Below are 24,269 nucleotides of genomic sequence, written 5' to 3' on the forward strand. Positions count from 1 at the left end.
CTGAAGGGCCTCTAAGCCCCCCGCCCCTTCCTCAACATCACATCCAGCTGATCCACCACCTCCGCCCAATCGGCATCATCCAGAATCTCATTGCGCAGCAGATCCGCCTGGCTCGGGCTCCAGAAAAAGGCGTCTGCCAGGTGCAGTTCCGGTTTGAGCGGTGAATGGGTGGCGATGAATTTGTCGATGTTTTCGGCGTCGTCGGGCAGGCCGAGTTGTTTGAACAGGGAGGGGAGGCTGTGGGTCGGGTTTTCCATGTTGGGCTCCAGCGAATTGATTGAGGGACCGCTGCGCGGCCATCGCGGGCAAGCCCGGTCCCACAGGGACATGCGCAAATACTGTGGGAGCGGGCTTGCCCGCGATGGCGGCAGTCAAAGCACTGCAAGACTCAATGACTCAACTCCCGCACCTCCGCATGGGGCACCATTTTCAGGAAGTCGGGCATGTTCATGTGCAGCAGGTTGATGTGGTTGCCGGCCTCCAGGTAGATGTCTTTCTGCCGGGTCAGCAGCGGGTCGATGACCACGTCCAACCCATAGGCTTCGCCCAGGGCGGGCACCGCGCCGCGTTCACAGTCTTCGAACAGATGCGGCAGGTTGCTTTCGCGCGATACCTGCCACTGCCCGCTGCTGCGGACTTTACTCAGGTCCAGGTGACGGCTGGCGGGCAGCACCGCCATCAGGTAATGCCCATGGTGGTCGTCGAGGATCACCGATTTGGCCACCCGCTCGGCCGGAATGCCTGCGACTCGCGCTGTTTCCAGGCTGCTGGCCGAATGGGGGTGGGTGACGATGTCATAGCTGCATTGAGCCTTTTCCAGGCTGCGCTGCACGGTTCTTGCCATACGCATGATGCACCTCGGTGTCCGCCATGACGCTTGGCGGGCGTTGGTTGACGCCTTTGTTCGTAGTGAAAGTCTAGGCCCGAGAGAACAATCCGCCGGGAAATCCGCCCACTGGACACTTCGGTATTTGAGTAAAATTCATACAACCGGCGCGTCAACTAGACTGTATACAGAACCCCACCGACTCTCCCGGAGGGTCACGTGAACACCCGTTGTTGTGCCATGGCCTGGTTGATGGTGGCGAGCAGCTGCGCCCTCGCTGCGGACACGGCTGGACTGACCTCCCCCGCCCCCACAGGCATGTGGCTGATCACCTTCGGCATCGCGTTTCTGATCGCCGAGGCGACCATGCCCAACTATGGCCTGATCGGCCTGGGCGGGATCGTGATGTTCGTGATCGGCGCGCTCATCCTGACCAATGCCGAACTGCCCGTGCCCCTGATGATCGGCCTGGGACTGCTCAGTGCGCTGTTGCTGATTTTCCTGCTGATCCGCGCCCTGAAAACCCGACCACGCCACGCCGTCAGCGGCGATGCCGGATTGCTTGGCAGCGTGGCGCCTGTGCTGGCGGTGCAGGCCGGCGATACCTGCCACGGGTGGGTGCATTTGCAGGGTGAGCGCTGGCAGGTGTCGAGCGCCAAGCCGTTGCAGATCGGGCAGCGCGTGCAGGTGATGGCTCGCAAGGGACTCATGCTGGAAGTGGCCGCGACTGACGCGGTATCGGTTGGAGAATGACCATGGGCCTGCAAGTGGGTTTCGCCGCGCTTCTGTTGTTGCTGATCGCCCTGGCCAGCGCGACGTTCCGCATCCTGCGCGAATACGAGCGTGGGGTGGTGTTCCAGCTCGGTCGTTTCTGGCAGGTCAAGGGCCCGGGCCTGATCCTGTTGATCCCGGTGATCCAGCAAATGGTCCGCGTCGATTTGCGCACCATCGTGCTCGACGTACCGGCCCAGGACGTGATCACCCGCGACAACGTCTCGGTCAAGGTCAACGCCGTGCTGTACTTTCGTGTGCTGGATCCACAGAAGGCGATCATCCAGGTCGAGGATTTCCTCATGGCCACCAGCCAACTGGCGCAAACCACCCTGCGCGCCGTGCTTGGCAAGCACGAACTCGATGAACTGCTGGCCGAGCGGGAACGGCTGAACATCGACATCCAGCAAGTGCTCGACGCCCAGACCGACGCCTGGGGCATCAAGGTCGCCAATGTCGAGATCAAGCACGTTGACCTCAACGAATCGATGATCCGCGCCATCGCCAGGCAAGCTGAAGCCGAGCGCGAACGCCGGGCCAAGGTGATCCACGCCGAAGGCGAATTGCAGGCTTCGGAAAAACTCATGCAGGCCGCCGAAATGCTCGGCCGCCAGCCGGGTGCCATGCAGTTGCGCTACATGCAGACACTGAGCTCGATCGCTGGCGACAAGAGCTCGACCATCGTCTTTCCGCTGCCGATCGAGTTGCTCAAGGGCATGGCGGACTTATCTGCGAAACCTTGAACATTGCCATCAGCGCGGTTCGGAGCCCATGACGAACAGGCGTGCTCGATTGTTTCCCGCCTCGGTCTCGCACACTTTCTGCCATCCAATCGGCAGCGGCGCGAATTCGTCCGGTTGATCGGCCGTGCTGATCAACCAGACACGGCCGGTTCCCATGGGTAACTGACTGAGATGATCGAGGTAGATCCGGCTCGCTTCATTGACCACCAAGGTACCGAACCCGTAGGCGTTCGGCCGCCTGGAAGCCCCCGTTGCCGAGGGCGGCGTGTAGAGCATTGGCACCGCATCGGTGCGGTTGTAGTAGACGTAGCTCAGGTACCAGAGCATGTCACTGATGACGATCCGGTCGCCCGGTACAAAGCGCTGATTCACAAACTCGACCATCACACTCGTCTGGTCATTCACATCCACCGTGGTATTGATTTTCAGCCCTATCAATTCGGTCCCGACAAAGAGTGCCAGCAACCCGAACGCCAGCACGCGAAACCCATGGAGCAAGCGGTCGATCACCAGCCCCATGAGCAGCGGCAGCCCCAGCGCATAAGCCGTCAGATAGCGCTCGATGAACACCGGCGAAATGAACGAAATCAGAAAAATCAGTACCAGCGGTAACAGGGTGTAGAGTGCCAGCAGGACACTCCCGCGATAGCGACTGCGGTCACGCATCACTGTCAGCAAAATCACTGCCAGCAACAGCAGCGGCATGGCGCCGAATAGCAGCCAGGGCAGGCTTTCCCCGTCGTCCTGAATCAGGAAACTCCACGCCATCGATGGCAGGGAGCTGAACGTCACCGGCAACTCCCAGCCTACATCTCCGTTGGCCTTGAGCTGGTCCATATGCTCGATCAGGTCGATCAAACCGGGCACCCACGGTGCAAACAGTGCCACGATGGTGATATTGGCGACCCACCAGGCCGGACGATTGATGTGTTTCAGAGGATGGCCGGGCTGCAAGCTCAGCACCAGCAGGTACGCCCAATGGACCAGCACGCACAACGCAGTGAAATAGTGAGTGTAAAACCCGGCGCTCATCAGCAGCGTGTAAACCACCAGTGCCCGCTTACGGCGAGGTTGCTTGACCCAGTACACCAGCGCAATCGTCGCGCCGAGCAGCCACATGCCCAGTAACGAGTACATGCGCACTTCCTGGCTGTAGCGCACGGCGGTTGGCAACAGCGCCAGCATCAACCCTGCCAGCAGTGCCGCACGAGAAGTGGCGATCAGTCGCACCAGCCACACGCCCAGCACGACGGCGACAACGCCCGGCAACGCGCTCAAGCTGCGTATCGAGAACATGCCATCGCCAAACAGCTCGATCCAGGCATGGAGCAGCATGAAATACAGCGGCGGGTGCACGTCGTGCGCAGCATGAAACCAAATGCCGCTGAGGGTGTAGCGGCTCATCAGCAGGCTGGAGCCTTCATCACCCCAGATCGCTGAAGCCGTCAGATCATAAAACCGCGCCACCACGGCCAGCATCAGGATAAGCACAGCGCCCAGCCAGGCGTGCGGCCACACCTGGCAGCCAGGCACCGGGCGGTTGGCGTCGGATCGGCGGGGCTTGACCAGAGGCGCCTTGCTTTGCCCATCCATGATCGCTTTTCACCCACACCGTCGAATATTCAGCTCACTCTAGGCCACTGCTCGCGCAACGTCGCCGTCCGGGACGGTGAATCGATGAAGTGAGCACTGGGCACTCAGCGTTGCGCCGCCAGCGGATACACCGACTGCCATCCGCCGCCCAGTGCCTTGTACAACCCGACCGCCGCCAGTGACACGCCGGTGGAGCTCTCGACCCACTGCTCCTGGGTCGTCAGTAACGCACCCTGTACGGTGAGTACGTTGACGAAGTCCACCACACCCTCGGTGTATTGCCGTTGTGCGGTTTGCAGCGCGATCTGGTTCTGGCGCACGGCTTCAGCCAGGCTGTCGCGGCGTAATTGGCTGGCGTTATAGGCGCTCAACTGGTCGTCGATTTCATGCCAGGCACGCAGCACGGTTTGCTGGTAGGCGATGGCCGCTTCCTGTTGCTGGGCTTCGCGCAGGTTCAGCACGCCGCGCAAGCGTCCGCCGTCGAACAACGGCAGTGAAAATTGCGGGCCGATGCCGAATGCGCGCGAGCCCCACGAGCCGAAATCACTCAACTGCATGGCTTGCGAACTGATGCTGCCCGACAGGGTAATACGCGGATAGAAATCCCCTTTTGCCACGCCGATGCTAGCGGTCGCGGCATGCAGGCGGGCCTCGGCCTGGCGGATGTCCGGGCGACGCTCGGCCAGTTGCGACGGCACGCCGATGGCGACCTGGCGCGGCGTTTGCGGTACTGGCGCGTCGGCCGACAATTCGGACGCCAGCGCCTGGGGCGGTTCGCCCATCAGCAGGCTCAAGGCGTTGATCAATTGAGCCTGGCGTTGCTCCAGCGCCGGCAGGCGCGATTCGATGGCCGCCACTTGTGCGGCGGCTTCGGCTACGTCCAGGTCAGTGGCGACGCCATCGCCCAGGCGCAGTTGCGACAGCTTCAGGCTGTGACGGGCCACCTCGAGGTTCTGCTCGGTAACTGCCCGGGTGTTTTGCACGCCGCGCAACTGGATGTAGTCCTGGGCGGTTTCGGCGAGGACCGACAGCAGTACGCCACGCCGATCGTTTTCCGCGACCTCTAAGGTGGCATCGGCAGCTTCGGTTTCGCGGCGCACCCGGCCCCAGAAGTCCAGCTCCCAGGACGCGGAGAAACCGCTATCCCAGAGGTTGAACGCCGAGTTGCCATTGTGTCCGGAAGGGTCGCTCAAGCCTTTGCCGCTGTTGCGCTCACGACTGTAACTGCCCGTGGCGGCTGTGGTCGGATAACGGTCGGCGGTGGTCACCTGACGCACGGCGCGGCTTTGCTCCAGGCGACTGCTCGCCAGTTTCAGGTCGAGATTGTCAGTCAGGGCGCGCTGGCTCAGTGCCGACAGTTTCGAGTCGTTGAACACTTCCCACCAGCGTTCGTTCAGGGTCTCGGCGACGGCCTGGCTGGCGGCGGGTTTTGAGGGTTTGGACCATTCGCTGACTTGTTGGGCTTCGGGCTTCAGGAAGTCCGGGCCAACGGTGCAGGCGCTCAATGCAAGCAAGCTCAGCCCGATGGTCAATGCCTGAATGGGCAACTTGTGGCGAGGGAGCTTGCTCCCGTCAGAGTGCGCAGCACTCCGGGATGTTGGGGCCGCTTCGCAGCCCGACGGGAGCAAGCTCCCTCGCCACAGGGAACGGTGATTATTGAGGATCATTGCTGCGCCACCTCATGTTTGGCACCGGTGCTGGCGGTATCAATGTTCGCCACCACCGACATCCCCACCCGCAACCGCTCGGCCAGTGGCTGGCCCGGTTCGAGCACGATCTTCACCGGAATCCGCTGCACCACTTTGGTGAAGTTACCGGTGGCGTTGTCCGGCTTGACCGATGCAAAGGTCACGCCGGTGGCCGGTGCAATGCTCTCGACACGCCCGTTCAACGCGGCGCCGCCAAAGGTATCGACGCGAATCTGCACGTCTTGTCCCGGCTGCACGTGGGTCAATTGGGTTTCCTGGAAGTTGGCCACCACATAGGCCTGGGCCAGTGGCACCACCGCCAGCAGTTTGCTGCCCGGCGTGACATAGGCGCCGACCCGCACGGCGCGCTCGCCGATCATGCCGTCCTGCGGCGCGACGATGCGTGTGTAGGACAGGTCGAAACTGGCGATTTCCAGCTTGGCCTGCGCCCGTTTCAAGCCACCTTCGGCGGCGTCGCGCTGAGCGGTGAGAATGTCCACCTGCTTGCGTTCGGCGGCCAGCACCGCCGTGACATTGGTCAAGCGGGCACTGGCCTGATCGATGCGGGTACGGGCCTGTTGCGCGTTTTGCACCGTACCGGCGCCGACGCCGGCGAGGTGGTCGTAACGATTGAGCTCGTGTTCAGCGAAGGCCAGTTCAGCCTTGGCCGACACCACTTGTGCCTGGGCCTGGGCAATCACCGACGCCTGACGTTCAAGGGTCGCCCGGGCATTTTCCAACTGCGCCTTGGCCACCAGCGTTTCGGCACTGACCGCATCGGCGGCGGCACGCAGGTCGCGGTCGTCGATCAGCGCCAGCAACTGGCCGGCCTTGACCTGTTCGTTGTCTTCGACCAGCACTTGCTTGATGAAGCCGGCCACGCGCGGCACCACCAGGGTGTAGTCCGCCGAGACGTAGGCGTCATTGGTGGTTTGCTGCGTGCGCTGGCCGAACAGGCCGGGCACCATCAGATAAACAAACGCGCCCACCGCAATCACGACGGCAACGCCCACGGCCACTTTTTGCTTCGATTGAGTCGTCATAAAAAACCTTCAGTTTCAGTGGAGCATTCAAGTCGGTGCGCGGGGCGGAAAGATCCGCGTCGGCATCCAGAAAATCAGCAGGATCAACGCCACGGCGATGCCGGCCATGCACAGGTAGAGGTCCGAGGCGGTCAGCACCACCGCCTGTTCATGCAATTGGTGGGCAAGGCCGGCGCTGTCGGATTCGGCCAGCGGTGAATTGCCCAGGCGATCGACCAGCATCGTCGAGTGAAAATGCAGCCGCGCGGTGGTGAGGGTGTCCAGTACGCCGGTGGCAATCACTGCGGCCATGCCTTTGACCGTGTTGAACCAGGCCGAGGCGAACGGCCCGTCCATCGGGTTGATGCTGCCGGTGGAAAGCATCAGCAGCGGCAGCACCGACATCGGCTGGCCGAAGATCTGCAACAGTTGCAACACGTAGAAGTCGTCGCGAATCCATTCCGACGTCAGCTGCGATCCACCGATGCAGGACAGGATCAGCATGCTCAGGCCGATGCCCAGCACCCAGCGACAATCGACCCAGCGCAGGTTGCACAGCGCCGCCACCAACGGCAGTGCGATCAACTGCGGCAACGCCGCCAGCAGGGTGATCGGCGCGGTATGCACCGGGCGATAACCCTGGACCTGCGCCAGGTAGCTCGACGGAATGATGACCACCGCCGACAACACCACCAGCACCCCGGACAGGGTGATCAGGGCGAACGACAGGTTGCGGATGCCGAGCATCTGCATCTTGAAAAACGGGATCGGTTGCGACCACTCGTTGATCAGGAACGCCACCAGCAGCAACGAGCCACAGACCAGCAACGCAGTGATCAGGTCCGACTCGAACCAATCCAGGCGATTGCCCTGGACAATGCCGATCACCAGCATGCAGATCGCCGGAAAACCCAGCAGCAGACCACGCCAGTTGAACTGCTTGAAACGCTCCAGCCGCAGTGGGTCCTGGGGAATGCCATAACCCACCGCGACCATGGCGATCAGGCAGGGCACGACGATCTGCCAGAAGGTCCACTGCCAGCCGACATACTCGGTCCACAGCCCCGCCAGCGGCGTACCCAGGCCCGGGCCGAACGTGGCGGTGAGGGTGTAACCGGCCAGGCCGTAGAGCTTCACGCCCGGTGGCAGAAAACGCAGGGCGACGGTCATCAGCATCGGCGGCAGCGCGCCACCGGCCAGGCCTTGCAAGGTACGCAGCACCAGCAGGCTTTCGTAGTTCGGCGCCAGCGGGCACAGCACCCCCAACAGGATGAATGCGCTGATCGCATAGAGCGTGAAGCGGCGCAACGAGAAGGTCACCGAGCACCACGGGGCGAAGGCTGCGGCGGCCACTGAGGTCGCGGCGTAGCTGGCGACCAGCCAGGTGCCCTCGTCGTAGCCGATGCCCAGGTTGCCGCGAATATCAGCCAGGGCGACCTTGGTCACCATCTCGTTAAGGCCCGCCACCAGCACCGCCAGCAGTACGCCCACCAGGCCGATGATGATCCGGGGTCCAAACACCATTGGTGCGGCGGCTGGCGTTGGCGCAGCCAAAGGCGCCGTGGCCGTCAGAGAGGTCATCGGTTCAAGACTCCAAAAAAGATTGGCGCCAGTCTACGAATACCGACCCGTTACGAAAACTGACTTATTGGCAATTTATAAGTGCGTCGTGCGCAGCAATCAGTGGATGGCTGCTTATGAGCAAGGGAAAGGAAACTAACATCGGCGTGAGCGCCTGAACCACCATCCATAGGTGTTAGCGCAGTGGCCTCCATGCAACAAAAAAACCTTGTTGTGAGGGGATTTATCCCCGCTGGGCTGCGAAGCGGCCCTCGCTTTTCAGGGCCGCTTCGCGACCCGACGGGAGCAAGCTCCCTCGCCACAGGTTTGTCGCCGTTCACAGGATGGGCTCAGCCCTGCGCCGCCTGCCACGTCTCTTCGCAACAGCGCTTGAGTGTCTCGCGCAGCCAGCGGTGGGCGGGGTCGTTGTCGAATCGGGGGTGCCAGGCCTGGGTCAGCATCACGGTGGGCAATGGCACCGGCAGGGTGAACGAGCGCAGTTTCATGCCCAGGCGCCGCACGCTCAGAATGGTTTCCCTGGGCACCGGCAGAATCAGGTCGGTATCGGGCAGGGCGAACATCGCCGCATGGAAACTCGGTGCGATCAGCGCCACCCGCCGCTCCAGCCCCAAGGCATTGAGGGCCGTATCGATCGGCCCGCGGGCGATGCCGCGCCGGGACATGCTGATATGCGAATACCGGGCGAAGCGCTCAGGGGTGATTTCTTCATCGAGCAGGGGATGGTCTTCACGCACCAGGCCGACGAACACCGTGGAAAACAGGGTCTGCACTTTCACTTCCGGCATCAGCGGCCGATTGTTGCTGACGCTCAGGTCGATGCGGCCCTCACGCAAGGCTTCGTCATCACCGTCGCCTTCGGGCACGAAGCGCAATTCGCAGTGCGGCGCCTGGCGATCGAGCGTGTCGAACAGCTTGCCGCCGTAGATGCCGATGAAAAAATCGTTGGCCCTGATGTTGAAGCGCCGACGCAAATTGCTCAGGTCCACCACACGGGCCGAGTGAAACAGATGCGCGGCTTGCTCCACCACATCCCGCACCTGCTCGCGCATCTCCAGCGCCTTGGGGGTAGGTACCAGGCCACGACCGGCGCGCACCAGGATCGGATCGCCGATGGCCTCGCGAATGCGCGTCAGGGTCCGGCTCATGGCGGCCGGGCTGAGGTTCATTCGTCGCGCCGCGCCGACCACACTGCCCTCGTCGAGCAAGGCATCGAGGGCGATCAGCAGGTTCATGTCTGGGAGTTGCATGGCGGGCACTCGTGTCTGATCGGAGATGATTCAGACGCAATGCTAGCAAACATGCTCGCTGGATCGGCGGTGATTGGTCGGCCGCTTTCGCGAGCAAGCCCGCTCCCACCATTGAACCGAGTTGGCCCAACTGTGGGAGCGGATTTGCTCGCGAAGAGGCCGGAACAGGCGCCAGAGAACCTAGCGCTGCATGCCCCAACGCTTCACCGTCACCCGCTCCAGCGAATCAAACACCAGGTTCTCCACCAGCAAGCCAATCAGAATCACCACCGCCAACCCGGCAAATACCTTGTCGGTGTACAGCTCGTTGCGATTCTGGAAGATGTACCAGCCCAACCCACCCTTGCCGCTGGTCGCACCGAACACCAGTTCTGCGGCAATCAGCGTGCGCCAGGCAAACGCCCAGCCGATCTTCAGGCCGGCGAGGATCGACGGCAGCGCCGCCGGGATCAGGATGAACAGCACGAAGCGCATGCCCTTGAGGCCGTAGTTGCGCCCGGCCATGCGCAGGGTTTCCGACACACCCAGGAACCCGGCATAGGTGTTCAGCGCCAGCGCCCACAGCACCGAGTGCACCAGCACGAAAATCAGGCTGTTCTGCCCCAGGCCAAACCACAGCAGCGCCAGCGGCAACAGCGCGATGGCCGGCAGCGGGTTGAACATCGAGGTCAGGGTACTGAGCAGGTCGCGACCGAACTGGGTCGACACCGCCAGGGTGGTCAGGCCGAACGCCAGGACGATGCCGATCAAGTAGCCCTTGACCAGTACCACCAGGGAAATCCACACCTTGCCGAGCAACTCGCCGCTGAGCAGACCGTCGTACAGCGCACTGGCGGTTTGCAGAAAGCTTGGCAGCAACAAGTCGTTGTTCTGCACGCGGGCGATTACTTCCCAAAGCACCGCGAGCAATATCAGGATCAGGCTTTTGCGAATCCAGCCCTGTTGCCACAGGCGCTGACTCAGAGGCAGTTCACGCTCCAGCGGCACGCTGGTGAGTGGCTGCAGAACGGTTTCGAACTCTTCACGCGGGGATGATAAATGGCTCATCGGGCCCTCCTCGAACACTGGCTCAATAAGCGATGCGGATGTCGGCGAAATCCAGTTCGCGCTCGGTTTGCGGCGACTGGCCCTCATCGAACAACAACCGGTGAATGCGCCGCGCCGATTCCTGGAATGCCACGCCACCGAGGCTGTGCAGATCGTACTGGTGACTGTGCACCTCTGCCCTCACCCGCCCCGGGTGCGGCGACAGCAACAGGATGCGGTTGCCCACCACCAGCGCCTCTTCGATCGAGTGGGTGACGAACAACAGCGTGAAGCGCACCTCTTCCCACAGCAACAGCAACTCTTCCTGCATCTTGCGCCGGGTCAGCGCATCGAGGGCGGCGAAGGGTTCGTCCATGAGGAGGATTTTCGGCTGCATCGCCAGGGCTCGGGCGATCGCCACTCGCGCTTTCATGCCGCCGGACAAGGTATGCGGATAAGCATCGGCAAACGCCGCCAGACCGACCTTTTCCAAGTAGTGGAGCGCTCGCTCTTCGGCCTCTTTGCGCTTGAGGGTTTTGGAAGCCAGCAGTGGAAACATCACGTTCTGTTTGACGGTTTTCCACGGCGGCAATTGATCGAACTCCTGGAACACCACGATCCGGTCCGGCCCCGGCGCTTCCACGCGCTGGCCTTGCAGACGAATCTCGCCCTCCACTGGCTGAATGAACCCGGCAGCGGCCTTGAGCAACGTCGATTTGCCGCATCCCGATGGGCCGAGCAATACAAAACGGTCCGCCGGGTCGATCTCGAAACTGACTTGATGGGTCGCCCGCACCACACGCTGGGGCGTGCGGTATTCGAGGCTGACGTTATCGACCGACAGCAACGCCTGGGTTGCTGCGTTCGGTTTGCTGACCGTGTGGCCTTGCAAAGGGGCGTTCATGACGGTCAGCTCCCTTGCAACGGTTTGGCGTCCTGGAAGAAGTAATCCTTCCACGAGTCCGGTTTGTTCTTGATCGCGCCGACGCGGTAGAGGAATTCGGCCAGCGGATAGGTGTTTTTCGGCGTGACGCTGAATTCGAACTGCGGGTTGTCGATGATTTTCAGCAACGCGGCGCGGTCGATTTTCGCCTTGGTGACACGCAAGTAGGTATCCGCCGCGGCGCCCTTGTCGTTCTGGGCGAATTGCGCCGCTTCGGTCAACGCGTCGACGAAGGCCTTGTAGGTTTTCGGGTTTTCGTCACGGAATTTCTCGGTGGCGAACAACACGGTCGGCGAGTTCGGGCCGAGCACGTCGTAGGAGTTGAGCACCACGTGCACGTTGGGGTTTTCCAGCGCCTGATCCTGGAACGGCGGGTTGGAGAAGTGCCCGGTCAACTCGGTGCCGCCAGCGATCAGCGCCGCCGTGGCATCAGGGTGCGGTACGGCGATGGTGTACTTGTCCAGGCGATTGAATTCCTGGTCGCCCCACTGTTTGGCGGCGGCGTATTGCAGGAAGCGCGACTGCACCGATACCCCTACCGCTGGCACCGCGATGCGGTCCTTCTCGGTGAAATCGGCAATGGTCTTGACCTTCGGATTATTGCTCACCAGGTAGTACGGGAAGTTGCCCAGCGAGGCCACGGCCTTGACGTTCTGCTTGCCGTGGGTGCGGTCCCAGATGGTCAGCAGCGGGCCGACACCGGCGCCGGCGATGTCGATGGACCCGGAGAGCAAGGCATCGTTGACCGCCGCGCCGCCGGACAGCTGAGTCCAGTCGACCTTGATGTCGATGCCTTCCTGCTTGCCGTACTTCTCGATCAGGTTCTGATCGCGCACCACGTTGAGCAGCAGATAAACGATGCCGAACTGCTCGGCGATGCGGATTTCACCTTCGGCGTGGGCCACGGTCGGCGCCGCCAGGCTGCCGGCGATCAGGCTGAAACCCAGGCCGATGGCCGCGGCCAGCGGTGCAAAGGGAAGACGTTTGGACATGATCAAATCTCCGACAAATCAGAAAGGCGCGTCGCCCTGGATGGTGGTGCGATACAGCTTGCGGCGCAGATGGCTTGGGCACCCGGCGGCAAGGTGGATCAGCGAACGGTTGTCCCAGAACACCAGGTCGTGGGGCTGCCATTGATGGCGGTAGATGTTTTGCGCCAGCACGCTGTGGGCGTAGAGCTCGTCCAGCAGTTGCTTGCTCTCGTCTTCCGGCAGGCCAACGATGCGGGTGGTGAAGCCTTCGCTGACGAACAGCGCCTTGCGGCCGTTTTCCGGGTGAGTGCGCACCACCGGGTGGATAACTTCGGCCACTTGCGCCAGTTGCTCCGGGGTCAGGGTCGGGCGCCAGTTGCCTTCGAATTTGGTTTCGCTGTAGCGGGCCGTGTAGGAGTGCGCAGCGGAGCGTCCCTCGACGGCTTTGCGCAGTGCATCAGGCAGGCTGTCCCAGGCCTTGTGCATGTCGGCGAACAGCGTGTCTCCGCCCTCGGACGGCAACTCCTGAGCGTGCAGCATCGAGCCCAGGCTCGGCAGTTCCTTGTAGGACAGGTCGGAGTGCCAGAACTTGCCGGCATCGCCCAGGCCAATGTTCTGGCCGTTCTCGACGATGTTGGAAACGATGAGGATTTCCGGGTGCCCGGCCAGCAGGAACTGCTTGAGCACGTGGATCTGCAACACGCCGAATCGGCGGCTGAAGGCGATCTGTTGTTCGGGGCTGATGCGCTGGTCGCGGAACACCACGACATGATGATCCAGGTGCGCGCGGTGAATGCGGGCGAAGTCCTGGTCATTGATCGGGCGGGACAAGTCCAGGCCAATGATTTCGGCGCCGACGGCACCGCTGAACGGACGGATTTCGAATGCTTGCGGCGCGATGGTCGCGGCGCTTGGGCTAGCAGTGGCTGCAGACATTAATTACTCCCACGCACGGCACGCTCAAGGGCGCGCGCGTCGATCAGAAACTCACGGATGTCGTGTTGGTTCGTGTCGTGCGGCGCGCCGATTGGTCGGCAGGTACGCAGGAGTGTGACTTTATAGCTATAAGAAGAGGATTTTAAATACCGTTAGCGAATAACCATATGGCGTATTTCACCTATGCTGCTGACAGCATGACGCGGTTCTTTTCCGAGGGATGATCCATGTTCTACGTGCAACGCAATGCAGAAGGGCAACTGATGCGCGTCGAAACAGAAGCCTATGCAGACGCTACGGAGACGCTGCCGGCCGACCACCCCGACCTGCAGGCCTGGTTTGCCAATGAGGTCATGGCCACCAGCGTCAAGCAGCTCAAGCAGATCAAACAACTCAAGCAGCTGCGCCAGAGCGACCTGGAAATGATCCGGGTACTCGACGACTTGATCGAGGTGTTGATCAGCAAAGGCGTGATCCTCGTCACCGACCTGCCGGCGCCGGCGCAGGCCAAACTCATGGACCGGTCCCAGGCCCGGGAGGCGTTGGGGGGGTTGAGTCATTTGGTCGATGATGATGAGGAAGGGTTTATCTAGGTCAGAAGATCATTGCCTGTTCGGACGCCTTCGCGAGCAAGCCCGCTCCCACAGTTGTCCGAGTTGCCTGGGCGCGTGCGATCGAATGTGGCTTGCTCGCGCAGGCGGACTCATTGACGGCACGGCTTCAACGGCTTACCAAGGCTTGGGCTCGCCGATCAACCGCCCCTGAACCCCATACACCCCCATCTCGCGAATCACCGCCAGCTCGCCCTCGGTTTCCACCTGCTCGGCAATCAGCGGCAGGTCGATGCTGTGGGCCGCACGCTGGATGGCTTCGATGAACAGGCGCTTGTCGCTCTCCTGATCGATCGCACGGATATAGCTGCCGTCGATTTTCAGGTACGCCAGTCCGAGTCGCGCCAGGTTGCCGATCATGCTGAAGCGCCCGCCGAAGTGTTGCAGGCTCAGCGAGAACCCGAGGCCACGCAAACGCCGTGTCAGGTCTTCGAGCAGAGCCTGCTCCGGCAGTTGCTCCTCGCCGATTTCCAGGGTCAAGCGCGACCCCAGATTGGAATGTGAGCGCAGCAATTCAAGAAGCGCATTGAGCGCCTGCGGATCTTCCAGGCTGGCTGAAGACAGGTTCAGCGCCAGCGATGCCTCGTGGTCGGCCATCTGCTCCAGCACCAGCTCCAGCATCAGACGATCCAGCCGCGCAGTCCAGCCGAAGCGCTGCAGCCAGGGCAGGAAGCGCCCGGCCGTGACGCTCTGGCCGTGGTCGTCGATCAGCCGGGACAGCACTTTGTAATGCAGCACCAGTTGCGTGTCCTGACTGGCCACCACCGGCTGGAAATACAATCTGAAACGGCGTTGATTGAGCGCCTGATCCAGCAGGTTGTGCCAGGCATGATGATCATCGCCGACATCCGCCGACGCGCTGTGATCCAGGCAGACCCAATGGCTATCGACCTGGCCCTCGGCCTGCGCCAAGGCCTGATCCGCCAGCCCCAGCACCGCTTGCGGTGTGTCGCCGTGAACGAACGGCGCCAACCCGATGGCCGCAACCGAGGCCACGTCGGTCGCGCCCGTGGCGTGCAGGCTGGCCAGGGCCGTGTCGAGGTGTTGCGCCAGTTGCAGCGCTTCTTCGCGCATCAACCCCGGCGCCAGCACGGCAAACTCGCCGCCGCGAATACGCGTGACCAGGTTTTGCGTCACCGGATATCGCGCGCACGCACGGGATAACTGTTCGCCGACCGCCTGCAGCAGTTCGTCGGTGCGCTGCCCGCCCAGGCGTTGGTTCAGCCCCGCCAGGTCCTGCACCCGCAACAACAGCAGGTAACCGGAGCTGGCCTGTTCCGGGTTGCTGACCCGGGCGTGCAATTGCATCTCGAAATAGCGGCGATTGGCGAGCCCTGTCAGGTTGTCCTGATAGGACTCGGTGCGCAGTTTTTCGCTGCGCTCGGCCTGCTCCTGAAACAACGCCTTGAGCTTCTCGACCATCTGGTTCATGGCTTGCACCACGCGCCGCAATTCCGGCGTGCGCGGCAGCTCGGGCAGGCTCAGGAACTCACGACGGGCGATGGCGTGGGACTGTTGCACCATGTAATCGAGTGGTTTCAGCTGCCGACGCAGCAACAGCGCCCCCAGTATCGCGCTGACCACACCGCAGATCAGCAGCCACGCCAGGCTGCCCAGGGCGCTTTGCCACAACTTGGACAGGGCGAACATCGGATGGCTGACCACCTCGACCCGCGCCGCCTGCTCCCAGCCACGGCTGACAATCGCATCGCCACCGGCAGGCTCCAGGCCGATCAGCCTGACGAACCAGTCCGGGACGTGGGTATCGGCAGGAATGCCGTTGCGCTCCACCAGGGTCTTGCCGTTGGCCAGATCCACTACCCGGATGCTCGCGTAGTAACCACTGTCGAAGATCGAGCTGACCAGCAGTTCGGTCATCGCCGGGTCGTCGATGTTGGGCGTCAGGGACAGCGCCAATGCCGTCGCGGCGTCCTGGGCATGGGAGCGCAACTGGTTGACGTACTGGGTACGCGAACTCTCCAGGCTGACCATGAAGCTGCCGGTGAAGGCGACGACCAGGAACAGACAGATAGCGAGCAACAACTGTTTGAACAAGGACATCTGTGGGCAGCTCCTAGTTAGTGGTCTCGACCGGGAATCCTTCGGCCTGCATTCTCTTGAGCAGCTCCTGCCAGCGGGACAGGCGCTTGGTGTCACCGACCTTCTGGTTGCCCTTGGCACCGGGCAGCCACAACCCTTCTGCATTGAAAGAGTAGACCGGCAGCAAGTCGGTTCGTTGGCTGGCCGGCTGGATATCGTCGATCAGGCTGTCTAGCACCAGCGGCATGGCGTCCGGGCTGGCGTAGTAAGTCAGCACCATGTGCGCCCGGTTCAGGCGCAATGCCTTGACGTAGGTGATGCGCAACTTGTCGCTGGCAACCCCCAGATGACGCAGGCTGAAGTACTTGGCGATAGCGTAGTCCTCGCAATCGCCAGCGCCTTTCCACAAGGCTTCGATCGGGGTTTCCCAATAATCGACCTGATGCCAGAGGTCGACGTCCTCAACGTAGCGCACCCGCTGGTTGAAGAAGCGGTTGACCCGGTTGAGCAGGTCCACATCGCCGGCGGGTGTGCGGTTGGCCAGCAGCCGCTGCCAATCATCAATACGCTGCTGACCTTCGCCCAAAGGTCCGTACAATGCCTGCGCCCGACTTTTGATCAGGGCAAAGTCCCAATCGACCGGTGCATCGCCCAGCACATCGCCCAACATCATGCCGACGAGCAGCAATGCGCCACACAGCCAGCTGAACGTCCGGGGAATGGGGATAGGTAACGCCAATGCGAGACATCCTGGGAAGGCAGGAGAAAGTCGTTTGATGGTGTAGGTTAGCCCGTTAAAAAACAATGGCACGGTGCGATCACCGCCAGCGGGCTAAACTTGAATGCAGGCGCTCTGCGCTGCGTTTGACAAGCCGTCACGCCGTACTAGTGTCAGTTGGATCCAAATTTATTCAGTCAATCAGGGTGCGTTGTAGTGACACAAAAGCCCAACCCTCTCAGCAGTATCAAGGTCAACGGGCCGATTCCCGCTCACCTGGCGCGGTCGGTGATCGAAGAAACATTGCGTGCGGCGATTCTCGATGGCCGCCTGCCCTGCGGCATTGCCCTGCGCCAGCAGGATCTGGCCGATCTGTTCGGGGTCAGCCGCATGCCGGTGCGCGAGGCCCTGCGTCAGTTGGAAGCCCAGTCGCTGCTCAACGTGATCGCGCATAAAGGCGCAGTCGTTGCGCCGCTGGTCCAGGGGGACGCCGCAGAAACCTATGCGCTGCGCATTCTGTTGGAGTCCGAAGCGTTGCGCCTGTCGGTCCCGTTGCTCGAGGCTTCGGACCTGGAACAGGCAGTTCGCTACATCGACGAACTGGAAACGGAAACCGACTACAGCAAAATCGGCCGGCTCAATCGTTTGTTTCACATGTCGCTTTACAGCAAAGCTCCCAACCAGCGTCTGCTGAAGCTGATCGATGAAGCGCTCAATGAGGAGGAGCGCTTCCTGCGTTTCAACCTGCAAGCCATGGGATTGGGCAAGTTGTCCCAGGAAGATCACCGAGCGCTGTTGCGCGCTGCAGAAAATCGCGATGTCGAAACCTCGATGAATCTGCTCGTGCATCACCTTAATCGTGGGGTTGAGGTGATGACTCGCTACCTTGCGAGTCCTGAAGCTCAAAATCGAAAAGCTCTGAAGTAACGCCTACGATCATCCCAGACCTGCAGGAGCATGCGGGCAAGTCGGCACGCCGCCCGCAAACGCCTACAGAACGCACCTACACGAACGATCCGCTTACATTTTTCCCCTCTCCAGGCCCATCTCCGATTCCCGGTTCCCGGTGATAGCGGCTGCCTTGAATTACGCTCAATCCTGGGTCGACAACGAACCATGAACGGGCGACACCTGCAGCAGTGGCGCAGACCCCATACCAAGAACCAACGGAAGGAGTCTTGCCCCGGGATCGGAAGGGTCGATGTCACCCTTGGCCCACTTCCGCCCAAAGATATCTCCTCACAATTTCATCCAGAAAGTTGCTTCGAGTGAGGCATTCACTCTTTATAAAAATTCTGACTTATCTAAGCCGGAAGGAGCAGCCACGCCTAAATAAAACTTTATATAAAAGTCTTATCGGAAGTTATCGCGCCTGAAAAAGTCAAACTTTTAAATACCAACAAAATAACTTGCCCGATACTTGTTTTGTGTATTAGCTTTTTTTACGCCGCCCGCTGTCAGCGCCTTACGGCCTTATCACGACGAACTTACCGCACGTTACGAATATCAATTCGTACGAAGCGCTGGCTTGCCAACCTAGAAGTTCATACAGCAATTAACGCCTATCAGAACATCAGTCCAAAACACTTGAGGGTTATTCATGAACGCTACTAAAGAACGTCTTGCCCAAAAGAAAGCAGAACTGAGCACACACCCGATTTTCTGCGAAATCAATTCACTGTCGTTATTACAGCGGTTTATGGAAACCCATGTGTTTGCCGTGTGGGATTTCATGTCGCTGACCAAACGCCTGCAGCAAGAGCTGACCTGTACCCATTTACCCTGGCTGCCACCGAGTGATCCACAGGCGGCACGTCTGATCAACGAAATCGTACTGGGTGAAGAGTCTGATGAACGCCCGGCCCAGGGTCACTACAGCCATTTCGAGCTGTACCTGGAGGCTATGCGCGAAGTCGGCGCCAGTACTGTCGCCGTCGAGCGCTTCGTAGCGCTGCAACGCGAAGGCGTGAGCTATGAGATGGCGTTGCAGAGCGTGGATGTCGACCCGCAAGCGGCGCGTTTTGTAAGGCATACGCTGCACACGGCGTTGAACGCTCCGCGACACAGTGTCGCCGCGGCGTTCCTGCATGGGCGCGAGAGCGTCATACCGCAGATGTTCCAGCGCATTCTCGACGACTGGGGCATTGGCATCGACCAGGCGCCGACCTTCCGTTACTACTTGCAACGGCACATCGACGTCGATGCCCAAGACCATGGCCCTGCGGCGGAAAAACTTCTCGCAGGTTGGTCGATGGTGATCCGCAACGGCAGGCCGACGTGTACGCCAGCGCCCTGGCCGCCGTGGAAAGCCGCATCGCCCTGTGGGACGGCTTGCGCCTGAGCATGCGTGAACCTGTGTTGGAGGTGAACGCATGAACGCCGCCGACTACCTGTCGTTCGCCGAAGCCTGGGAGAGCCGCGCCACCATCCGCACCCGCCCGCGTCGCGTGCTGGAGAACGACGATAAACTGATCTACCCCATGAGTCGCCAGCCACTGGTGCTCAGCGAAACCTTCCTGCGCGAATGCCCGGCGCAGCGCGACTTTGCCCTGGTGCAGACGCTGTACAAATTCATCAACGACGTGGTGATTTTCGAAACCGAGATCGTCGACAAGACCGCCCGCAGCATCGCCAAGAATCGCTTCGAACTGACCTTCCCTTTCGCCTGTCGCTACGACGCCATGACCGTGGTGGTCGATGAGGATTACCACGCACTGGTGGCCATGGATTTCATGCAGCAGACCGTGGCCATGACCGGCATTGCGCCCATCGAACTGCCGGATCAAATCGAGTTGAGCCGGGCTATCCCTGCGGCGGTCAATCTCGCGCCTGCGCATCTGCGCAGCGCCGTGGAACTGATCTGCGTGGCCATCGCCGAGAACACCGTGACCGGCGATGTGGCGGCCTTCGCCAAGGACGACACGATCAAGCAATCGATCAAGGGTTTGATGGCCGACCACTTGCTCGATGAGGGTCGGCACTCCGGCTTCTGGTCGCAGATGGTGCGCATCTACTGGCACACCGCGAGCGAAGACGATCGCCACTGCATCGCACAGATCCTGCCGGTGTTCATCGGCCATTACCTGACCAATGACATCCAGAAGTCTTTCGACTTGCGCCTGATCGACGCCTTGCCGATCAGTGACGCGGCACGTCAGGACCTGAGACGTGACGTGTCGCGGCTGGCCTTCCCGATTAATCACCATCACCCACTGCTGGCCAACATCGTGCGGTTTTTGCGCAGCAGCACGTTGCTCGATTCGCCGTGCGTGCAAAGCGCCTTGCGCGACTACCTGATCTGAGGAGCACATCATGAGACGTCTCGACATTTTGCTGGTTGGACGAAGCCAGGGGTTGGCCGACCTGGGGCTGGAGCTTGAACGACACGGACATAGGCTGGCGCGGGTGACGACGTGCGACGCCCGTGCGCCGACTCGTGCGGATCTGCTGATTGAAGATGCAAGCCTGCATTGGCAGGAGCTCAGTGGCGTGCAGCGCCTGCGATTGCAATTGGGAGTCGACGTTGTCGGCGCGTCCGGCCTGCCATCACTGGAGTTGTTATTCAGCGTCGATTCCAGGCTCCTGAGTCGAGTGCCAATCGCCGATGAGCCTTCGGGTAACGGGCAGACACTGCGTCTGCGCGCGCTGGCGCAGCTGGTGGATCATGTGGCTTTGCTGGTGAGTCGCTACTCGCGGGATGCGGAGTATTTCAGCGGCGCCGAACCGATCGCCCGTGCTGACTTCGAGAGGGTCGAAAACCTGCTGTATCTCGACAGTCTGGCCTTTGTTCACCGGCTTAATGCGACGACTGAACCTCGTCTGCTGGCGCTGGCTCAAGGGCCGATGATCGAGCGCCTGGAACAAAGCTTTGTTCGGTATGCCGAGCGGCCGGCGCTGAGGGTTGCAGGCAGTAGCCTCGACTATCGCCAGTTACATGCCCTGAGCCGGGCTATCCAAGAGCGTTTGCAGCCGTTGCTGGATCAGCATGAAGGGCCGTCGGTGGTGGGCATCTGCCTGCCGAAATGCGGTGTGCTGTATGCGGGGATTCTGGCAATCCTGGGCAGCGGTGCGGTGTACCTGCCGCTGGAGCCGAGTCATCCGCTGCAGCGTCAGCAATACATCCTGGCGAACGCTGGCGCAGTGTTGCTGCTGCATGACGGACAGCATCCTCTGGCGGCCGACATGCCGGGGCTGGATATCAGCCTTATTGGTGCCGATGAAGGCGACGTCGACCGCCCCCTGATGCGCCACCGTCCCGATCTCGGCGCGCCGTGCATGGCCCTCTACACCTCGGGTACCACTGGCCATCCCAAGGGCGTATTGCTCAGCCAGGCCAATCTTGCCCACTTCACGGCGTGGTACGCCGATTATGTGCAAGTGACCGAGCAGAGTCGGGTGTTGCAGTTTTCCTCGCTGAGTTTTGACTCGTCGCTGATCGATATTTTCCCGACCTTGTTGCAAGGGGCGCAGTTGATCGTGCCCGACGAGGAACAGCGTCGCGATCCGCTGCAACTGGTGGAGCTGATCCGCAGGCAGCATCTGAGTCACGCGTTTCTGCCGCCTGCACTGTTGAGCATCCTGCCGCTGGAGCAACTGCGCGGCCTCGATCATGTGATGACCGGAGGCGATGTCTGCGAGCCTTGGGTCATCGAGCAACTGACATGCCAGGGCAAGCTGTACAACCTTTACGGCCCCACCGAAGCCACGGTGCTGATCACCGCGCGGAAAATGCAGCCAGGCGATCTCAATCGGACCCTGGGCGGGCCTATTGCCAACAGTCAGGTGTTGATTCTCGATGAAGATTTGCAGCCGGTTCCTGATCGGGCAGTGGGCGAGTTGTACATCGTCGGGCCTGGGGTTTGCCTGGGTTATCTGAATAACCCGCACCTGACGGCCGAGCGCTATGTTCACGTGACGCTGCCCGATGGCCGGAGTCTTCGCGCCTATCGAACTGGCGACATGGCCAAGTGGGCGGCGAACGGCATTGAGTTGTGCGGTCGCCGGGATAATCAGGTGAAGATCCGCGGCTTTCGGGTCGAGCCGGAAGAAATTGAACGCTGCCTGCGTGACAGCCAGTTGTATCGTCAGGTGGCGGTGGTGATCGACAGTCAGCGGCGGATACTTGCATTTCTCGCCAAGCCCCGGGAGAACAGGGTTGGTGTTGCTCGTGAGACGCTGAGGGCACATGCGGCGCAGTACTTGCCGGACTATATGCAGCCTCTGGCATGGACCGAACTGGCGACCTTGCCGTATGCCAGCAACGGCAAGGTCGACCGCAAGGCGTTGCTGGCGCTGCCAGTCAGTTGTGGCGACAACGTTGCGCGACGCTTACCGGTCAACGCCGACGAAGCGTTGTTGCTTGAGATCTGGGCTGACCTGCTGGATCTGCCAACCCGTGAGATTTCCACTGACGAAAGCTTTTTCAATCTCGGCGGCCATTCGATCCTGCTGTCGCGGATGCTGCTGCGCTTGCGAGAAGCGTTCGGGCGAAGTATTTCGATCAACCGCTTCATCGAACAGCCCACCATCGCGAAACTGGCAACGCTGCTAAGGGGCTCAGGCACTGAAGAGGTACTGAGTGAACAGGCGATGGCAGATGCCTGCCGCGAACTTCAGGTACAGCCATTGCCCGCCGCGCGTATGGGCGATGTGCATAAGGTGATCGTCACCGGTGCTAACAGTTTCGTCGGGGTACACATTGTCGAGGCGCTGCTGGCGTGGGGCGCCAGTGAAGTGGCTTGCCTGGTGCGCGATGGTCATGGGCAATCGGCGGCGGAGCGCTTCTGCGAGGCGCTGCGGGAGAACCGTTTGGAGCATCTGGACATGAGTCGGGTGCGGGTTTACGCGGCGGATATGACACAACCGTCGCTGGGACTTTCGGTTGCGGCTTACGAGCGGCTGGATCGGGAGTTCGGCGCTTTGGTGCATAACGCTGCCAACGTCAATCACGTGCTCGATTACGAGTCGCTGGTACCGGACAACGTCGAACCGATTTTCGAGTGCCTGAGGCTGTGTGAAGGACGGAGCAAGAAAATCTTCAATTTCGTCTCGACGCTTTCGGCCTCCAGCACAATTACCAGCGAAGGCCGAGTGCTCGAACTGCCTGCGGCGCAGACACCGCCAATCTACATCAGAAATGGCTACAACCTGTCCAAGTGGGTGGGCGAGCGGGTTCTTGAACGTGCCCGCCAGCGTGGTGTGTGGGTCAACCTCTATCGTCCCGGCAATATCAGTTTCAACAGCCTCACCGGGGTCTGCCAACCGCACAAAAATCGCTTGATGCTGATGCTCAAGGGCTCGATTCAGCTCGGCCAGGTGCCGGAGTTCGCGCTTAATTTCGACTTGATGCCGGTGGACTTCCTCGCCCGCTTCATCGCCTTCCATGCCAGCCGTTATCAGCTGGAAAAATCGGTGTTCAACCTGCACAACCCCGAGCCGCTGAGTTGGGACAACTATGTGGCGTCTTTTCGTGAAGCCGGTCGGGATTTTGCCCTGGTCAGCGTCGCTGATTGGCAGCGGCAACTTGTCCGGGTCGACAGCGATAACGCGTTGTTCGGTGTGCTGGGGTTCTATCTCAACGGCTTTGAGGAAGACATCGGCGACATCTCGCTGATTGGCCATGAAAACGCACAGGCGGGCGTTCGGCAGATGGGCGCGCGTTACCCGGAAAAATCTCCGGCGCTGCTGCGGCGGGGTTGCGACTACCTCAAGCAAATCAATTTCATCTGATGTGCCACAACCAACAACGGAGCAAAACCATGAATACGCTGCAACCCGATACCTTGATCAAGAATCCCCAAGGCTGCCAGGTCGTCTCTTCGGTGGAAGTGCCCGCTGATGCTATGCAGGTCTGGGCCGTCGTCGGTGACTTTGCCGGCTTCGATCGGTTCATTCCCGCGCTGTCGCATATCGAAATGACTGGCGAGGGTGTGGCGTCCTTGCGAAAGAAGTTTTTCAAGGACGGCAACCTGGTGGTCGAGCAACTCAACTCCCGTGATGACCAAACCCTGAACATGACGTGGACCACGATCTACAACACCCTGGGGGTGGCCAATCTGTGGGCGGCGATGCAGGTCAAACCTTCGGGCCCGCAGAGATGCGTCGCGACCTGGAGCATCATTGCCGAGCCGGTAGAGGACGTGCCCGGGTTCAAGGATTTCGTTCAGGGGTTTGCCGATGATGCGATGGGGAATGTGCTGAAGCTATTTGCTTGAACACTTGGTGAAAAGCCAGCCTCTGAGGTCGGGGCTGGCTTTTCATGTCTGCGTTTTTTAATACCCCAGAAAGACAAAACCCCAACTGCTTTCGCAATTGGGGTTTCGGAATTCAATCTTGACGATGACCTACTCTCACATGGGGAAACCCCACACTACCATCGGCGATGCATCGTTTCACTTCTGAGTTCGGGATGGGATCAGGTGGTTCCAATGCTCTATGGTCGTCAAGAAATTCTGTGACCAGCCCGTTACGAGTAACGATCCGGTGAAAATTGGTGACTTCTACTAAAAACAAAACCCCAACTGCTTTCGCAATTGGGGTTTCGGAATTTAATC

The 24,269-nt window shown here is 60.8% G+C and carries 20 protein-coding genes, 1 rRNA gene and 1 pseudogene; 8 read left to right on the forward strand and 14 right to left on the reverse strand.

Annotated elements, in window-relative coordinates:
- Positions 1 to 11: 11 nt before the first annotated feature.
- Together B0W55_RS13860 and B0W55_RS13865 are read right to left on the reverse strand one after the other, a co-directional pair.
- The gene (locus B0W55_RS13860; protein ID WP_077046542.1) at positions 12 to 257 is read right to left on the reverse strand and encodes a DUF2789 domain-containing protein; all 246 of its coding nucleotides are present in this window, start codon (positions 255 to 257) and stop codon (positions 12 to 14) included.
- 131 nt (positions 258 to 388) lie between these two features.
- Complete coding sequence (locus B0W55_RS13865) at positions 389 to 850, reverse strand: aminoacyl-tRNA deacylase (RefSeq protein ID WP_077046543.1); 462 nt, start codon at positions 848 to 850, stop codon at positions 389 to 391.
- 195 nt (positions 851 to 1,045) lie between these two features.
- Between B0W55_RS13865 and B0W55_RS13870 the strand changes: the two genes are divergently transcribed.
- Positions 1,046 to 1,579, forward strand: coding sequence for an NfeD family protein (locus B0W55_RS13870; RefSeq protein ID WP_175645505.1), 534 nt, complete (start codon positions 1,046 to 1,048; stop codon positions 1,577 to 1,579).
- Between the two features lie 2 nt (positions 1,580 to 1,581).
- Positions 1,582 to 2,340, forward strand: coding sequence for a slipin family protein (locus tag B0W55_RS13875; RefSeq protein ID WP_077046545.1), 759 nt, complete (start codon positions 1,582 to 1,584; stop codon positions 2,338 to 2,340).
- A gap of 9 nt (positions 2,341 to 2,349) precedes the next feature.
- Here the strand turns inward: B0W55_RS13875 and B0W55_RS13880 are convergent, their stop codons facing one another.
- From B0W55_RS13880 to B0W55_RS13920, 9 genes are all read right to left on the reverse strand, one after another.
- Positions 2,350 to 3,933 (reverse strand): glycosyltransferase family 39 protein, encoded by a 1,584-nt coding sequence (locus B0W55_RS13880; RefSeq protein ID WP_077046546.1) that lies wholly within the window; start codon positions 3,931 to 3,933, stop codon positions 2,350 to 2,352.
- A 104-nt stretch (positions 3,934 to 4,037) separates the two neighbouring features.
- Positions 4,038 to 5,600 carry an efflux transporter outer membrane subunit gene (locus B0W55_RS13885; protein WP_077046547.1) on the reverse strand — a complete coding sequence of 521 codons (1,563 nt, stop codon included), beginning with the start codon at positions 5,598 to 5,600 and terminating at the stop codon, positions 4,038 to 4,040.
- Entirely contained in the window at positions 5,597 to 6,664 is a 1,068-nt protein-coding gene (locus tag B0W55_RS13890; protein WP_077046548.1) for an HlyD family secretion protein, read from the reverse strand. Before B0W55_RS13890 ends, B0W55_RS13885 begins: the two co-directional genes overlap by 4 nt.
- 27 nt (positions 6,665 to 6,691) lie before the next feature.
- On the reverse strand, positions 6,692 to 8,224 hold the full coding sequence (locus B0W55_RS13895; protein WP_077046549.1) for an MFS transporter: 1,533 nt from the start codon (positions 8,222 to 8,224) through the stop codon (positions 6,692 to 6,694).
- A gap of 329 nt (positions 8,225 to 8,553) precedes the next feature.
- Positions 8,554 to 9,471, reverse strand: a complete 918-nt coding sequence (locus B0W55_RS13900; RefSeq protein ID WP_077046550.1) for a LysR family transcriptional regulator — start codon at positions 9,469 to 9,471, stop codon at positions 8,554 to 8,556.
- Positions 9,472 to 9,651: 180 nt separating this feature from the next.
- Entirely contained in the window at positions 9,652 to 10,518 is an 867-nt protein-coding gene (locus tag B0W55_RS13905) for an ABC transporter permease (RefSeq protein ID WP_077046551.1), read from the reverse strand.
- Between the two features lie 22 nt (positions 10,519 to 10,540).
- On the reverse strand, positions 10,541 to 11,401 hold the full coding sequence (locus B0W55_RS13910) for an ABC transporter ATP-binding protein (protein WP_077046552.1): 861 nt from the start codon (positions 11,399 to 11,401) through the stop codon (positions 10,541 to 10,543).
- A 5-nt stretch (positions 11,402 to 11,406) separates the two neighbouring features.
- Positions 11,407 to 12,432, reverse strand: coding sequence for an ABC transporter substrate-binding protein (locus B0W55_RS13915; RefSeq protein WP_077046553.1), 1,026 nt, complete (start codon positions 12,430 to 12,432; stop codon positions 11,407 to 11,409).
- 18 nt (positions 12,433 to 12,450) lie between these two features.
- Positions 12,451 to 13,347: a TauD/TfdA family dioxygenase gene (locus B0W55_RS13920; RefSeq protein ID WP_077046554.1), complete on the reverse strand. Its 897-nt coding sequence runs from the start codon at positions 13,345 to 13,347 to the stop codon at positions 12,451 to 12,453.
- A 227-nt stretch (positions 13,348 to 13,574) separates the two neighbouring features.
- On the opposite strand from B0W55_RS13920, the gene B0W55_RS13925 reads away from it, so the two are divergent.
- Positions 13,575 to 13,940 (forward strand): tryptophan synthase subunit beta, encoded by a 366-nt coding sequence (locus B0W55_RS13925; protein ID WP_077046555.1) that lies wholly within the window; start codon positions 13,575 to 13,577, stop codon positions 13,938 to 13,940.
- Between the two features lie 135 nt (positions 13,941 to 14,075).
- On the opposite strand, the gene lapD is transcribed toward B0W55_RS13925, so the two are convergent.
- A complete protein-coding gene (gene lapD / locus B0W55_RS13930; protein WP_077046556.1) occupies positions 14,076 to 16,019 on the reverse strand; it encodes a cyclic di-GMP receptor LapD in 1,944 nt (647 codons plus the stop codon).
- 13 nt (positions 16,020 to 16,032) lie between these two features.
- The gene (lapG, locus tag B0W55_RS13935; RefSeq protein WP_077046557.1) at positions 16,033 to 16,737 is read right to left on the reverse strand and encodes a cysteine protease LapG; all 705 of its coding nucleotides are present in this window, start codon (positions 16,735 to 16,737) and stop codon (positions 16,033 to 16,035) included.
- A 195-nt stretch (positions 16,738 to 16,932) separates the two neighbouring features.
- Between lapG and B0W55_RS13940 the strand changes: the two genes are divergently transcribed.
- From B0W55_RS13940 to B0W55_RS13960, 5 genes and pseudogenes are all read left to right on the forward strand, one after another.
- On the forward strand, positions 16,933 to 17,643 hold the full coding sequence (locus B0W55_RS13940) for a GntR family transcriptional regulator (protein ID WP_077046558.1): 711 nt from the start codon (positions 16,933 to 16,935) through the stop codon (positions 17,641 to 17,643).
- A gap of 673 nt (positions 17,644 to 18,316) precedes the next feature.
- A pseudogene (locus B0W55_RS13945) lies at positions 18,317 to 19,092 on the forward strand (DUF3050 domain-containing protein).
- Positions 19,089 to 20,018, forward strand: a complete 930-nt coding sequence (locus B0W55_RS13950; protein WP_077046559.1) for a diiron oxygenase — start codon at positions 19,089 to 19,091, stop codon at positions 20,016 to 20,018. The pseudogene B0W55_RS13945 and the gene B0W55_RS13950 overlap by 4 nt, the downstream one beginning before the upstream one ends.
- A gap of 10 nt (positions 20,019 to 20,028) precedes the next feature.
- On the forward strand, positions 20,029 to 23,445 hold the full coding sequence (locus B0W55_RS13955; protein WP_077046560.1) for a non-ribosomal peptide synthetase: 3,417 nt from the start codon (positions 20,029 to 20,031) through the stop codon (positions 23,443 to 23,445).
- Positions 23,446 to 23,474: 29 nt separating this feature from the next.
- Positions 23,475 to 23,930 carry an SRPBCC family protein gene (locus tag B0W55_RS13960; protein ID WP_077046561.1) on the forward strand — a complete coding sequence of 152 codons (456 nt, stop codon included), beginning with the start codon at positions 23,475 to 23,477 and terminating at the stop codon, positions 23,928 to 23,930.
- A gap of 116 nt (positions 23,931 to 24,046) precedes the next feature.
- On the opposite strand, the gene rrf is transcribed toward B0W55_RS13960, so the two are convergent.
- Positions 24,047 to 24,162, reverse strand: a 5S ribosomal RNA gene (gene rrf / locus B0W55_RS13965).
- Between the last annotated feature and the right edge of the window lie 107 nt (positions 24,163 to 24,269).

This window comes from Pseudomonas sp. KK4 (assembly GCF_001984065.1).
Taxonomy (GTDB): Bacteria; Pseudomonadota; Gammaproteobacteria; order Pseudomonadales; family Pseudomonadaceae; genus Aquipseudomonas.

Bases quoted from the DNA above. Each gene is read 5' to 3' on its own strand.
- B0W55_RS13915 (WP_077046553.1), bottom strand. From the start codon at position 12,432: ATGTCCAAACGTCTTCCCTTTGCACCGCTGGCCGCGGCCATCGGCCTG.
- B0W55_RS13960 (WP_077046561.1), top strand. From the start codon at position 23,475: ATGAATACGCTGCAACCCGATACCTTGATCAAGAATCCCCAAGGCTGC.
- B0W55_RS13875 (WP_077046545.1), top strand. From the start codon at position 1,582: ATGGGCCTGCAAGTGGGTTTCGCCGCGCTTCTGTTGTTGCTGATCGCC.
- B0W55_RS13880 (WP_077046546.1), bottom strand. From the start codon at position 3,933: ATGGATGGGCAAAGCAAGGCGCCTCTGGTCAAGCCCCGCCGATCCGAC.
- B0W55_RS13885 (WP_077046547.1), bottom strand. From the start codon at position 5,600: ATGATCCTCAATAATCACCGTTCCCTGTGGCGAGGGAGCTTGCTCCCG.
- B0W55_RS13865 (WP_077046543.1), bottom strand. From the start codon at position 850: ATGCGTATGGCAAGAACCGTGCAGCGCAGCCTGGAAAAGGCTCAATGC.
- B0W55_RS13905 (WP_077046551.1), bottom strand. From the start codon at position 10,518: ATGAGCCATTTATCATCCCCGCGTGAAGAGTTCGAAACCGTTCTGCAG.
- B0W55_RS13925 (WP_077046555.1), top strand. From the start codon at position 13,575: ATGTTCTACGTGCAACGCAATGCAGAAGGGCAACTGATGCGCGTCGAA.
- B0W55_RS13895 (WP_077046549.1), bottom strand. From the start codon at position 8,224: ATGACCTCTCTGACGGCCACGGCGCCTTTGGCTGCGCCAACGCCAGCC.
- B0W55_RS13955 (WP_077046560.1), top strand. From the start codon at position 20,029: ATGAGACGTCTCGACATTTTGCTGGTTGGACGAAGCCAGGGGTTGGCC.
- B0W55_RS13890 (WP_077046548.1), bottom strand. From the start codon at position 6,664: ATGACGACTCAATCGAAGCAAAAAGTGGCCGTGGGCGTTGCCGTCGTG.
- B0W55_RS13910 (WP_077046552.1), bottom strand. From the start codon at position 11,401: ATGAACGCCCCTTTGCAAGGCCACACGGTCAGCAAACCGAACGCAGCA.
- B0W55_RS13900 (WP_077046550.1), bottom strand. From the start codon at position 9,471: ATGCAACTCCCAGACATGAACCTGCTGATCGCCCTCGATGCCTTGCTC.
- lapD (WP_077046556.1), bottom strand. From the start codon at position 16,019: ATGTCCTTGTTCAAACAGTTGTTGCTCGCTATCTGTCTGTTCCTGGTC.
- B0W55_RS13860 (WP_077046542.1), bottom strand. From the start codon at position 257: ATGGAAAACCCGACCCACAGCCTCCCCTCCCTGTTCAAACAACTCGGC.
- B0W55_RS13950 (WP_077046559.1), top strand. From the start codon at position 19,089: ATGAACGCCGCCGACTACCTGTCGTTCGCCGAAGCCTGGGAGAGCCGC.
- B0W55_RS13920 (WP_077046554.1), bottom strand. From the start codon at position 13,347: ATGTCTGCAGCCACTGCTAGCCCAAGCGCCGCGACCATCGCGCCGCAA.